General features: G+C 34.4%; 13 protein-coding genes. 1 reads left to right on the top strand and 12 read right to left on the bottom strand.

Annotation, left to right across the window (positions count from 1 at the left end):
* Positions 1-3: 3 nt before the first annotated feature.
* Entirely contained in the window at positions 4-528 is a 525-nt protein-coding gene (locus ERX46_RS17730; RefSeq protein WP_242494587.1) for a DUF1573 domain-containing protein, read from the top strand.
* A 326-nt stretch (positions 529-854) separates the two neighbouring features.
* On the opposite strand, the gene ERX46_RS15310 is transcribed toward ERX46_RS17730, so the two are convergent.
* The 12 genes from ERX46_RS15310 to ERX46_RS15255 all read right to left on the bottom strand — a co-directional run bounded on the left by ERX46_RS15310 (position 855) and on the right by ERX46_RS15255 (position 12,065).
* The gene (locus ERX46_RS15310) at positions 855-1,175 is read right to left on the bottom strand and encodes a rhodanese-like domain-containing protein (protein ID WP_130094744.1); all 321 of its coding nucleotides are present in this window, start codon (positions 1,173-1,175) and stop codon (positions 855-857) included.
* 44 nt (positions 1,176-1,219) lie between these two features.
* Entirely contained in the window at positions 1,220-2,011 is a 792-nt protein-coding gene (locus tag ERX46_RS15305; protein WP_130094743.1) for a sulfite exporter TauE/SafE family protein, read from the bottom strand.
* Complete coding sequence (locus ERX46_RS15300; protein ID WP_130094742.1) at positions 1,999-2,421, bottom strand: FixH family protein; 423 nt, start codon at positions 2,419-2,421, stop codon at positions 1,999-2,001. The genes ERX46_RS15305 and ERX46_RS15300 overlap by 13 nt, the downstream gene beginning before the upstream one ends.
* An 18-nt stretch (positions 2,422-2,439) precedes the next feature.
* Positions 2,440-3,852 (bottom strand): cytochrome c oxidase accessory protein CcoG, encoded by a 1,413-nt coding sequence (gene ccoG, locus ERX46_RS15295; RefSeq protein WP_130094741.1) that lies wholly within the window; start codon positions 3,850-3,852, stop codon positions 2,440-2,442.
* Positions 3,853-3,874: 22 nt separating this feature from the next.
* A complete protein-coding gene (locus ERX46_RS15290; protein ID WP_165366252.1) occupies positions 3,875-5,329 on the bottom strand; it encodes a c-type cytochrome in 1,455 nt (484 codons plus the stop codon).
* 11 nt (positions 5,330-5,340) lie between these two features.
* Complete coding sequence (locus ERX46_RS15285; RefSeq protein WP_130094739.1) at positions 5,341-5,544, bottom strand: CcoQ/FixQ family Cbb3-type cytochrome c oxidase assembly chaperone; 204 nt, start codon at positions 5,542-5,544, stop codon at positions 5,341-5,343.
* Between the two features lie 7 nt (positions 5,545-5,551).
* Entirely contained in the window at positions 5,552-7,732 is a 2,181-nt protein-coding gene (gene ccoN, locus ERX46_RS15280) for a cytochrome-c oxidase, cbb3-type subunit I (protein WP_130094738.1), read from the bottom strand.
* Positions 7,720-7,917 (bottom strand): cbb3-type cytochrome oxidase assembly protein CcoS, encoded by a 198-nt coding sequence (gene ccoS / locus ERX46_RS15275; RefSeq protein WP_130094737.1) that lies wholly within the window; start codon positions 7,915-7,917, stop codon positions 7,720-7,722. The genes ccoN and ccoS overlap by 13 nt, the downstream gene beginning before the upstream one ends.
* 303 nt (positions 7,918-8,220) lie before the next feature.
* A complete protein-coding gene (locus ERX46_RS15270) occupies positions 8,221-8,652 on the bottom strand; it encodes an FKBP-type peptidyl-prolyl cis-trans isomerase (RefSeq protein WP_130094736.1) in 432 nt (143 codons plus the stop codon).
* A 216-nt stretch (positions 8,653-8,868) separates the two neighbouring features.
* Positions 8,869-10,611, bottom strand: a complete 1,743-nt coding sequence (locus ERX46_RS15265; RefSeq protein ID WP_130094735.1) for a hypothetical protein — start codon at positions 10,609-10,611, stop codon at positions 8,869-8,871.
* A 149-nt stretch (positions 10,612-10,760) separates the two neighbouring features.
* A complete protein-coding gene (locus ERX46_RS15260) occupies positions 10,761-10,925 on the bottom strand; it encodes a DUF1328 family protein (protein WP_130094734.1) in 165 nt (54 codons plus the stop codon).
* 180 nt (positions 10,926-11,105) lie between these two features.
* Positions 11,106-12,065 (bottom strand): endonuclease I family protein, encoded by a 960-nt coding sequence (locus ERX46_RS15255; protein WP_130094733.1) that lies wholly within the window; start codon positions 12,063-12,065, stop codon positions 11,106-11,108.
* Positions 12,066-12,496 lie beyond the last annotated feature (431 nt).

Raw genomic sequence — 12,496 nt, 5'->3', positions numbered from 1 at the left:
ATTATGAGAAAAGTTATTTGGATATTTTCTTTTGCGCTTTTGACGTTTTCATGTGCAAATGAAACACAAACAGATGCAAACATTGAAGTGAAAGACGGTCAAAAAAGATCTAGACTTTCTGCAGGTTCGCAAACTTCTGAGGAGTTAAAACAAGCTGCTGATGAGCGTCAAGCTCAACAGAAGAAAGAGGAAGAAGAAAGATTAGCGAGTCAAACAACTATGGAGATTTCTCCTAACGTACATGATTTTGGTAGTATTCCTAAAGAAACTCCAGTTTCTACAATCTTTAAAATTAAGAACACAGGAGACAAGCCGTTGATCATAAACGATGCAAAAGCGTCATGTGGTTGTACAGTTCCACGTAAACCAGAAGAGCCAATTATGCCAGGCGAAACAGGTGAATTAGAAGTTTCATTTACTTCTAACCCAAGTCAAGCTGGTGCTCCAATGAATAAGTCAGTTACTGTAACTACGAATGTTCCTGGTTCAACAAAAGTTGTTACTATAAAAGGACAAGTACAAGGATAAAAAATATTTTATTTATTTTTAAGGAAAGGAGACTGAAAGGTCTCCTTTTTTTATTGCAGTTTTGGCTCCGCTTAACTGCCAAAATAAATATCGCTTAGCTGTCTGATAAATATCGCTCAGCTGCCGAAGTTCTGTACTGCGTGGACTTGTTTTTGGTTAGAGAATTCAACTCTACGAATTTGGCTTTAAAATAAAATGATAAGTTTATAGAATAGAGTTTTGTCGTGAGGAAAAGAGCTAGAATGGAGTAAACACTTTTGATTTTATTTTCCTTACTCAAACCTCCCAACTCAACACTCAATTTATGGTTTACTGAGCAGAAGATCTCATGGGTTGCTGAGCGGGGTCGAAGCATCCCATCCCAATATCCCACAATCCAGATTATAAGTTTCCTTAAAACCCATTTGTTCAAGTACCAAACAAGCTTGGTGACTTCTTGAGCCACTTCTACAGTAAATAAAATAGGGGATGTTTTTGTCTAACTTTTTAACTTCATCAAGGAAACTATTAATCTCCATTAAGTCTATCATAATTGCATTTGGAATAATACCTTGTTGCCATTCGTCTGGTCTACGAACATCAAGTATTATAGCTTTTGGAGCAGCTTCTAATTTTGAATTCCATTCGGATAAGGATAAATCTTCCATATTGTTATTTTATGCTTTTATGAATTGTAAAAATAACAACAATTTTAATTCTCTTCAGCTTCTTCTTCACATGAATCTTCATCTTTCGAAGAACAACAACTCATTTTTGCTTCCATTTTAGATTCTCCTGAAGCTTCTTTATCTCCTTTGGCCATCATCATTTCAATCTTTGGACTAACATAAGGTATTCCAAGGTTGAGACCTCTAATCACCATAAATAAACCAACTACAGAAATTAAAGTAGCGAGAACGAATTTTCTATTGAAGAAACCTATTCTTGCAAAAAAGTCTTTTAACACGCCAAGAAAAATGAAACCAGGAAGAGTTCCTAAACCAAAAACGAACATGTAAAGCATTGCATTTTGAACACTTCCCATACTTAATGCGAAACCTAGGGCAACGTAAACCATTCCACATGGGAGGAATGCGTTGATAAATCCAATTCCCATTAATTTTGGAGTTCCTGCGGGTTTACCTTGAAGAAATTTTGACATGGTGCGCATGACCATCTTATTAAACCAAGTTGGTTTGCCTTTTCCTTTGTAATAAGCTCCCCAAGCGAAAAAGATAATTAATATTCCTGAGATAATACTTAACCACTGTAAAACGCCTAAAAGCGATGCGCTTAATCCAATAAGACCAACCAAAAGTCCCATTAGGGTGTAACCTAAACTTCTGCCAAGAGAGTAGGAGGTGATTCCACCAGTAATTGTAGCTTTAGATTTTCTGTTTAAAGGAAGTGCCATTGATATTGGACCGCACATACCAATACAATGTAGATTGGTTACCAATCCCAAAGAAAATGCTAAAACTACTATTTGTACTAATGAATCCATACTGTGTCTCTCAACTGGTAATTCTTATCTTGAATCTTCCAATTGGTAGTAAGATAGTATCTTCCAGTTTTTAATTGTGAACTTTCTATAAATAGGTTTTTCCCTTTTGATTCAATGTTAATATCATCGTCTTTTGCATTAGAACGGTATAACTGAACATTCAATGCATTAATGATATCAGGCGTTTCTAATACTAAGTATAATCCTTCTGGAGAAACATCTATATTCAAATTGCTTCTATTATCAACTGCATTTTGTTGCGCTGTAATTTCAGTTTCAAATTTAACTTCGTCTTTGTAATAATCTGGACTAACTAAATCTGTGTCTTGACTAATTAAAATCACAACCATATATACGATATATGACATAAATGCGATCAATGCTATTGTAATTGCTTTTCCCCAATTCATCTCTTAAAATTTAATCAATTAAAGTAACGGACCAACAAAGCTCGTTTTAACTTTGAGTAACTCTTCACCATCTCCAATTACAATAATCTTCAATTTTTTCTGACCTCTTTTGAGTTCGTTTGAATTTAAACGAATGATAAAGTTGTTTTTTGTATGTTCTTCTGGACCTAAATGCAATGGTGATTCAGTAAGTTGTACCTCACCTTCGACACCATCTTCCAATTTTAATTCAATTTCATACGACTCATTGGATTTGTTAATCAAATTAAGTTCATATATGTTACTAATCATTCCTCCTTCTAACTGTTGATAAGTTGATCCTCGTTTCTTTAATACGTCAGCTTGAAAATTTGTTCTAGTTCCAATCAACAATCCCCAAATCAACATAAGTAGAACGAGTAGGACGCTATAAGACTTCATTCTTCTCGTGAATCTAAATTTCTTACCTCCTTCAATGTTACTTTCTGAAGCATAACGAATTAAACCCTTTGGAAGATTTACTGCTTCCATAATGTCATCACAAGCATCAATACAAGCTGTACAGTTTACACATTCTAATTGTGTACCATTTCTTATATCTATTCCTGTTGGACAAACATGTACACATTGTTTACAATCTATACAGTCTCCTTTACCAACTTCTTCTCTGTCTTCAGTTTTCTTGAATCTACCTCTTGATTCACCACGAACATGGTCATAAGCGACGATAATCGAATCAGAATCTAAAAGTACACCTTGTAATCTACCATATGGACATATAGTAGTACAAACTTGTTCTCTTAAGAAAGCAAATACTCCATAAAAAACAAGGGAGAAAATAATCATAGCCATGAACCCACCTAAGTGTGCTGATAAAGGATCCGTTTGAATTTCCCACAAACCATCTGCACCTATAATATAGGCTAAAAAAGTATTACCAATTAAGAACGAAATCAGTAAGAAGAGCGAATGCTTTGCCGTCTTTTTAAGAATCTTATTTGCATTCCAAGGCTGTTTATTTAATTTCTTTTGGTGTGTCCAGTCTCCTTCTATCCAGTATTCTATCTTACGGAAAACAAATTCCATAAATATAGTTTGAGGACAGATCCATCCACAAAATACCCGACCAAATACGACCGTAAATAAGATGATGAAAACCATCAAAAGAATCATTGTAAAGGCAAATATGTATAAATCTTGAGGCCAGAACACCTGTCCAAATAATACAAACTTACGCTCTAAGATTCCTAATAAAACCAGGGGTTGACCACCAATTTTTATATGAGGCGCAAGAAAAAGAAGAGCAATTAAGAAAATACTAAGTATAGCCCTCCACTTATGGAAAAATCCTTTTGGTTTCTTTGGATAAACCCAAATTCTTTTTCCGCTTTTATCAACTGTAGAAATTGAGTCTCTAAACTCTTCTTCGTATAATTCCTCTTCTTTTACCATTACACCTTAAAAAATGTTGAATCTAATCAACTATGTCTCCTTCTGGAGCTTTTCCACCATCTGCTTCACTTACATTTTCTAAGTGTAAAACGAATGATGCAACCTGTTGTATTTCAATAGGGTTAAATGCTGATTCGTGTGCTGGCATTCCTCTTGGTGCTCCAAGCTTAATCACTTTGTAAACATCTTTGATGTCTCCTCCATAGATCCATGAATTATCTGTCAAGTTTGGTCCAATTTCTCCACCTCCTTTTTCAGTATGACAAAGCGCACACTTGTTTTGATACAATGCTTTTCCAGCCATTAGGTCAGCCGTATCTTCCATTAAAGTCGCATTTGTTTCATCAACGTTCATTGCATTTGCTTTACGGTAAGCCGCTACTTCAATTTTAGCTTTTGCCATTGAATTTTCGTATTCTGCTTGTTGTAAATCACCTGTACCCAGAATGTGATAGTGGAATATATAAACAACAGCGAAAAGTATAGTTATACCGAATAATGCTACCCACCAAGGTGGCATTGGGTTATCTAATTCACGAATACCATCGTAATCGTGTCCCATGTCAACTTTATATTCCTCTTCAACTGGAGTAGCACCTGTCAACGCTTGAGTAAACGAACTTGTTTGAGGCTTTCCTTCAGCATTAACTTTAATCACTTTCGGTTTAATTAGTCTTAATGACTTGTAGAACATGTTAATCATGTGTAACAAGAAGCCTAACAATAGCAAAGTGATAATCATTAACGCATTAATATCTGCACTCGTAACATATACCCACAATTCTAATTCTTCAGCTGCTGCTGTTGGTCCAGTAAAACTTAATGCACTAGCAATTTGACTTGTTCCAACAAACCCAAGAACCAATAATAGTGTCATTATCTTTCCACTTTTTTTAGACTTATTGTGTAATTCAGCGATCTTTTCGTGGTACAATTCAGAGCTAATTAGAGCTGAAGTACTGCGAGATACTACATAAATACCGAATAGAAGGACAAGAATGATAAATAAGAATAATTTAAAAATTGTTAAATTCTCTTCGTAATTATCAACATAAACTACATCTGCAGAATTATTTGAAGATGCATTTATGGATGCTATTTGTTCAGTTGCTTGCGTTGGTTCAGGTGCAGGAGCTTCATAAGAATCTGCATACTCAATTACTGCTTTAGCTTCTTCTAATGAAATGTTTTGAGGTGTCATAAAAGCAGCACTAAATTGCTCAGCTACTTTAGCACGTTCACTTTTCCCTGATTCAATCAACTTTGCTGGATTCAGAACCCATTCGTAAAGATTTTCTTCTTCACCTTCCCATTTTGCTTTAACACCAATTAAGTTAGGTCCTGTAGCATCTTTTCCTAATATGTGACATACACTACATTTAGTTTCGTATATCTTTTGTCCATCTTGCGCATTGGCAACCATTGAAAGTCCGATTGTCAAAACACTTAAAAGGATTGACTTCCTTAAGTTCATCATTCTTTTCATAATTAATCTTTAGTGTCGTTAGTATCAATAACCTCGTCATCTTCCAATAAAGGAATTTGACCGTAAATATCTGTTTCTGTTTTTGTCATTTTGTACATTCTCCAAAGTACTCCTGCAAAGAATATAGTAAAAATGAGCAGAGAGATAATGGGGAATATCTCTATCCCCACTATTTCCGACATGTTATGTTTAATGTATCTAAGCATGGCTTAATTATTTCATTGAAGTTTCAACATCAGCTTCCGTTGCAGGAACAGCTTTAATATCTGTACCTAACCTTTGTAGGTAAGCGATAATCGCAATGATTTCTTTTCCTGCAATATCGGATGCTTGTGCATTACTTTCCTTTTTACTAAGGTCTTTAATAATGCTCTCCGCGATTCCATTGGCTTGTGTTTGAAGATCCGCTAATGCTTCTTTTTCAAATCCTGCAGGATATGGAACACCCAAACCTTGTAATACTGTGATTTTTTTCTCAATATATTCAGTATTCAAATCATCTTCAGCTAACCAAGGGTAAGCAGGCATAATTGAACCTGGAGAAATTTCCTTAGGCATAATCATGTGACTATAGTGCCAAGAATTACTTCTTAATCCACCTTCACGAGCCAAGTCAGGACCCGTACGTTTAGAACCCCATAAGAATGGGTGGTCGTAAACAAATTCTCCAGCTTTCGAGTATTCTCCGTAACGTTCTGTTTCAAAACGCAATGGACGAACCATTTGAGAGTGACAACCTACACAACCTTCACGGATGTATATATCACGACCTTCTAATTCAAGCGGAGTATAAGGCAATACTTGTGCTATCTTTTTAATGTTTGACTTTACAGCCATTGTTGGAATAATCTCTACAATACCACCGATGGCAATTACAATTAAACTAAAAACCATAAGTCTAACTGGTTTTCGCTCAATTACTTTGTGCCAATATTCGCCTTTTACTTTTACATTCTTTTCTAAAGTATTGGTTACTTGAACAACTTCATCGTTAGAGAAAACTCCGCTTCTTCCAGTTTTAAATAAGTTGTATGCCATTAAGAATACCCCAATGATGTAAATTAATCCACCAAATGTACGCATGATATAGAATGGTTTAAGAACTGTAACCGTACTTAAGAAGTCAGGGTATGCCAACGTTCCATCAGGGTTAAATTCTTGCCACATTAATCCTTGGCTAAATCCAGCCCAGTACATTGGAATAGTCCACAATAAAATACCTAAAGTAGCAATCCAAAAGTGCGTATTTGCTAGCGACTCTGAGTATAGTTTAACTTTAAATAATTTAGGGAATAAGTAATACATCATCCCGAAGACTAACATTCCATTCCAACCTAAACCACCTACGTGAACGTGTGCAACAATCCAATCCGTAAAGTGAGTGATAGAGTTAACGTTTTTAAGTGATAGAAGTGGTCCTTCAAAAGTAGCCATACCATAAGCAGTAAGCGCTACAACATAGAATTTTAGGATTGCACTGTCACGTACTTTATCCCAAGCACCTCTTAAAGTTAAAAGTCCGTTTAACATTCCTCCCCATGAAGGAGCAATCAACATTATAGAGAATACAACTCCTAATGATTGTGCCCAGTCTGGTAAACTTGAGTACAACAAGTGGTGCGGTCCAGCCCAGATGTAAAGGAAAATTAACGCCCAAAAGTGGATGATTGATAATTTGTATGAATAAATAGGACGATTTGCTGCTTTAGGAACAAAGTAGTACATCAATCCTAAGAATGGTGTGGTTAAGAAGAATGCAACGGCATTGTGTCCGTACCACCATTGAACAAGTGCATCTTGAACTCCTGAGTACCAGGAGTAACTTTTCATAAAGTGAATAGGAATTTCAAATGAGTTGAAAATATGCAATACAGCTACAGTAACAAAAGTACCAAGGTAGAACCAAATAGCTACATAAAGGTGCTTCACACGTCTAACTAAAATTGTAGCGAACATGTTCCAACCAAATGTTACCCACATTAATGCAATTGCAATATCAATTGGCCATTCAAGCTCAGCATATTCTTTAGAAGAGGTGAACCCCATTGGTAAGGTAATTACTGCGGAAAGAATAATTAATTGCCAACCCCAAAAATTGATGTAACTAAGTTTATCACTCCACATACGGGTTTTTAACAAACGCTGAAGTGAATAATATACACCTGTGAAAATAGCATTTCCTACGAAAGCAAAAATTACTGCATTGGTATGCAATGGTCTAATTCTTCCAAAAGAAAGATATTTATATCCAAGGTAATCATTGAAAAAATTTGGAAAAGCTAATTGTAATGCAGCAGTTAATCCTACGAGCATTCCAGTAATTCCCCAAATGATTGTAGCATACGCGAAGTACTTTACAATCTTATTGTCATATCTAACTTCTATTTTTTCCATTCTTCTTTTTTTGTTTTCTCATTATTTGGTTTCTCTTCAACAACTTCTTCATCATCATATAAAATGCGCATGCCAGGTGTTACGTCATCATCATACTGACCCGATTTATTGGCCCAAATGAATGAGATGAAAAAAATAACGGCAAGAAATAAGCTAACGAGTAGCATCACATACATAATTTCCATGGCACAAATATAATACGGATTGTGAATCTTTAACAGCTATAAAGTAGATAAAAAAATGATTTATATCAGTTCTAAATTAGACTTAATCTAAATAATGACAGGGCATGCAAGAATAGTGGGGACTAAATATAGGGCACAAAAAAAAAAGGTGAGAAATAAATCTCACCTTTTCATTTTTATTTCAGAAGCTGAAATAAAACTTTTAAATATTTAATTCTTTGATAAGAAAATTTTGAAACACGATGCACTGAGCTTGTGAAAGCGAGTGTAACGTAATATTTAACTCTTCCTTATCACGAATAATTATGCATTGATTTCAACAACCTCTACATCAAAAGTTAATTCTTGTCCAGCTAAAGGGTGGTTACCATCTACGATGATAGCATCTTCTTTAACTTCTTTAACTACCAATTGAATTTCTTGACCATCTGGAGTCTTAGAAACTAATCCCATTCCAATTTCTGGTTGAATTTCTTGTGGTAATTTATCTCTAGGAACTTCTTGAATTAATTCTTCACGAGGCTCACCATAAGCTTCTGTTGAAGGAATAACTATTGTTTTTTTCTCATTAACCTTCATGTCAATTACACCATTTTCGAATCCTGGGATAAGTTGACCTGTACCAACTTGAAATTCCATTGGATCACGTCCTTCTGAACTATCGAAAACCTCACCGTTTGCTAATTTACCTGTGTAGTGTACTTTTACCTTGTCATTCTGTTTAACTTGACTCATAAAATTTGTCTTTGTATATTAATATTGATTAAAGTCTAATTACTTAAATCTTGTGCAAAGGTATGGGTTATGTCACGATGTCCAAAAATATAGACCCTTTTTTTTGAGATAAATTGGAATTATTGATGCAAAAACTGTTAAAATCAGGAAAACATTTCGGATAAAGAGGAATTCAGACGCTGAATTGATTCGCAATTCATTACTATCCAATAAGTCTCAAGTCAACTCTAGTTTTTTAACCCATTGATTCAATTCTAAACTAAAGTTTTCTAACTCCTTAAAAACGCTCTCTTTCTGATCTTTAAAAAACTCATTCTGATCTTCAAACATATTTCTATAATATTCTATACCAGCCAACATATTATCTCTGTAAGATTTTATAGTCCTTTCTTGTTTTTTATTAAAATCTAAGGTGAGTTCCTCCGCTTTCTTTTTAAAATCCTTCATATACAAAAGCAACTCCTTAATGAACATGTTTGGACGGTCAGTTCTAGAAATCATATTGTCCCGGTTGTAAATGTGATCTGTAATTTCTTTTAATGTCATCTCTCTTGAAAAATAAGCCATGTTTGGACCTGGACAAACAGAAACTCCTGGACCTTCTTTTCTAGTATCAATTGAATTCGTTAGTAGGGCAGAAGTACCTAGTCCAACACAAATACATGATTTTTTAGTTATCTTGTTAACGCGTTGTTCATAAACAGCTATTGGTAAATCTAACTCTTGAAGTTCTTGAATTTTGAAATGTTGATATTGTCGTGAAGCAGTGCAAATACTTTCTTCGGTAAATTCTTTGTTCTGTGCTAAATATTTCTTTGGGCAAGAACTTCCAGGACGTTTTTTATTGATTTTAGCTTCTTTTTCTAAATCTTTTGTGTTCCCTCTTAAATTATTAAAAGGTACACCAAGTGGAGAGATGTCACTCAAATAAAGATCTTTCTCTTTTGCTTCTTTGAGTTTTTCAATGGTCTTGTCATCAACAGTTGTCGCTTCGGGTACCAGTAGGAATGGAGTTCCCCAACCAACAGCGTCAAATTGATAATGTTTTAATAAAAACTCATGCTCTTCTGCGGTTCCAACTCCTCCTTGAGCCGAATATTTAATGGACAGTGGAGCGGTTGGAGTAACTTTCTCTTTGCTTTTTAAAGCTTCAATTAAAACAGGAAACAACTCATCAATTATACTTTTCTTATTGTCTCTAAATTCAGCCAAAATTGGTCCCATCAAAAAACCATTAGTAGCAAATGCATGTCCGCCACAATTTAATCCTGATTCAATTCTATATTCTGAAACCCAAATTCCTTTTTTCGCCAAGAACTTTCCTTGAATAAGAGCTGATCTATAATCGCTTACTTTCAAAATGATTTTTTTCTTGATTTCACCTTTTTCGTTCGGATAAAAATCTTCAAATTGTTCGATATAACTAAACAGTCTTGGATTCATTCCAGCAGAAAAAACAAGTGAAGTATTGAGATTACTGTTCGCATAACCACGCAATGCAGCATGAGCATCATTAAATTCTATTGGTAATTGAACTTTGTCTTTGTAGTTTTCTCTATCTACTTTGGTCATGATATTTACATCAATACTCCCCAAATGCATTTCTTTCTCACTTTGAATATCTTTAGGAGAATCAGCTTTTGAATTAGGGTGAAAACTGAAATATTCTTTTATTCCATTGGCTGATTTTTTTAATTCTTCCAATTTATGTTCGCTCACTTCTTTTAATAAGTTCAGATAGGAAGTGATACGTTTTGCTCTGTAATCATTTATTTTATTTGAAATTTCGATATAATTCATCTTAAATTTCTTGGTGTAAACTTTTCTCAATTTTTCCATTAGTTCATCATCAACTAACGAAATCACCGAATCCATTCCAAATTGTGCAACTTTTAATGGAGTATCTATCGTAAATCCAATCCCCATGACAGGAATGTGGAAGCTATGTGCTTTTGTCATGTACTTTCCTTTTAAATTATTTCAAGCTGGAAAGTTAGCACTACTTTTAGGGACATTTTATGATTTGAATCATGTTCTGTTTTGATTGAGTTTAGACAAAAAAAAAGACGCAATTTAATTGCGTCTTTAATAAATATTTATGCTTAATACTAGCTTTTTCTGAATCCTCCGAAAATTATACTGAGTACAATTAATGCTACCGCAATAAAGAATACAACTTTAGCAGCAGCAGCAGCTCCAGCTGCAATTCCTCCAAATCCAAAAATAGCTGCAATAATAGCAACAACAATTAATCCAATCGATAATCTAAGCATAATAAATAGTTTTTAAATAGTGAGTAATTATTACGAGATTTAAATAGATAAAAAACATATTATTAATTAGTTTCTTATCCTCTGAAAACCACGCAACGTTAATAATGTGAATTTAAATTACTATAAATATTCGAATTGGAACTCTAGCTGCTAGTATTTTATGATTTTTTATAAATTTGATTAATCTAAGTTTACCCTCTTTTCACGACTTCCGTCAGAGTAAATATAAATCAATACAGTGTTGGATTTAGCCTTAACTTCTCTTCCTGTCAAGTCTATAATTTTAAGTAATTCCTTTGGTTGATTATTCAATTCATAAGCGATAGATGAAGTCGTTCCTTCTCCCCAAATTAAATCAGCATAAGCAGGATTATCAATAAAAGGATTTCTGTTTTGTTGATAATCATAATAGATAATGTTATTTCTATTGCGTTCCCAATTATCTACAGGGTCTTCAAGGTGCCAAGCTAATAAATCGGAAAGCAAAGCATGAACAGGATCATTCGTACTATTATTAGCTGGTAAATAATCGATTACCTCCAAATCTGGTTCTCCATTTTGACCTTCATAACGAGTTGCCATATAAAAAATCATTCTGGCAACATCTCCCTTAACTTCAGCTCTAGGTTGCCAAAGATGCTGTCCTGTGTCATAGAAATTACCTGTTGCAGTTCCTCCTTCGTAATGAGGAGTACTTGCATTTCCAAACCACATGTTTCCTCTTGCTCCATTTACTTGAATATTGCACGGTCTTAAATGATGAACATCAGTCCCAGGTCCTATAGAAGTTCCGAAGTCTCCATGAGATTTAGCCCAAACATGTTCACGATTCCATCCACTTCCTCCACCGTATTCTTGTGGACCATTAACAGACCAACCTGTATACAATAAAATAACATTGTTTGAATTCGCTGGATCTTTATCAGTATCCTTTAAAATATCCCAAACATCAGTTCCTCCGCTTGAGTAAGGAAATTCTACATGTCCTTTAATGATGTTATTTAAAGCTGATTTTAAAGCTGTGCCACTGAGTCCATCCGCTGGAGTATAATAACCAGGTGGAATTTGAGCTAGTAATGTTTGGAGACTAAAAAAAGTCAACATTGCAACTAGATAATGCGTACGATATATATTCTTCATGGTGCTAAACTATTTGTTTTTAGAAAATAAAAGAAATTATTTTAACTCAATTTCTTATAAATCATGAGATTTAACATATTCACCTGTTTTTAAGTTGTGTTTTGAATCGTGGTTTGCACCATATATAAAGGAATAATCAAATAAAATTTCAATTCTAGAATATTTGGGATCCTTATCCGCCTACAATTCCAATTTATCTCCTCGCATTGCCACACGACATTCAAGCATAAACAGAGCTTCCGCAGGTCGCTTGTTCTGCTTGGTCGTTGTGCATTCGATTTCAATAAGATTTCCATTTCCGTCGGGGCTCAAGAATCGACGCTACGAGATCAACATGTAACAATAAAAGAGGTGTTAAAACGTAATTAAACACACACTTTTAGTTAAACTCTATTAAAAATTGCTTTTCAAGGCATAAAAATTATACTTTT

It is taken from the genome of Brumimicrobium glaciale, from assembly GCF_004152935.1.
GTDB classification, from domain to species: Bacteria; Bacteroidota; Bacteroidia; order Flavobacteriales_D; family Crocinitomicaceae; genus Brumimicrobium; species Brumimicrobium glaciale.
This window is presented reverse-complemented; position numbering and strand designations above follow the sequence as displayed.

Excerpts from the sequence above, each read along its gene's own strand:
- ERX46_RS17730 (WP_242494587.1), top strand. The coding sequence starts at position 4 with ATGAGAAAAGTTATTTGGATATTTTCTTTTGCGCTTTTGACGTTTTCA.
- ERX46_RS15310 (WP_130094744.1), bottom strand. The coding sequence starts at position 1,175 with ATGGAAGATTTATCCTTATCCGAATGGAATTCAAAATTAGAAGCTGCT.
- ERX46_RS15305 (WP_130094743.1), bottom strand. The coding sequence starts at position 2,011 with ATGGATTCATTAGTACAAATAGTAGTTTTAGCATTTTCTTTGGGATTG.
- ERX46_RS15300 (WP_130094742.1), bottom strand. The coding sequence starts at position 2,421 with ATGAATTGGGGAAAAGCAATTACAATAGCATTGATCGCATTTATGTCA.
- ccoG (WP_130094741.1), bottom strand. The coding sequence starts at position 3,852 with ATGGTAAAAGAAGAGGAATTATACGAAGAAGAGTTTAGAGACTCAATT.
- ERX46_RS15290 (WP_165366252.1), bottom strand. The coding sequence starts at position 5,329 with ATGATGAACTTAAGGAAGTCAATCCTTTTAAGTGTTTTGACAATCGGA.
- ERX46_RS15285 (WP_130094739.1), bottom strand. The coding sequence starts at position 5,544 with ATGCTTAGATACATTAAACATAACATGTCGGAAATAGTGGGGATAGAG.
- ccoN (WP_130094738.1), bottom strand. The coding sequence starts at position 7,732 with ATGGAAAAAATAGAAGTTAGATATGACAATAAGATTGTAAAGTACTTC.
- ccoS (WP_130094737.1), bottom strand. The coding sequence starts at position 7,917 with ATGGAAATTATGTATGTGATGCTACTCGTTAGCTTATTTCTTGCCGTT.
- ERX46_RS15270 (WP_130094736.1), bottom strand. The coding sequence starts at position 8,652 with ATGAGTCAAGTTAAACAGAATGACAAGGTAAAAGTACACTACACAGGT.
- ERX46_RS15265 (WP_130094735.1), bottom strand. The coding sequence starts at position 10,611 with ATGACAAAAGCACATAGCTTCCACATTCCTGTCATGGGGATTGGATTT.
- ERX46_RS15260 (WP_130094734.1), bottom strand. The coding sequence starts at position 10,925 with ATGCTTAGATTATCGATTGGATTAATTGTTGTTGCTATTATTGCAGCT.
- ERX46_RS15255 (WP_130094733.1), bottom strand. The coding sequence starts at position 12,065 with ATGAAGAATATATATCGTACGCATTATCTAGTTGCAATGTTGACTTTT.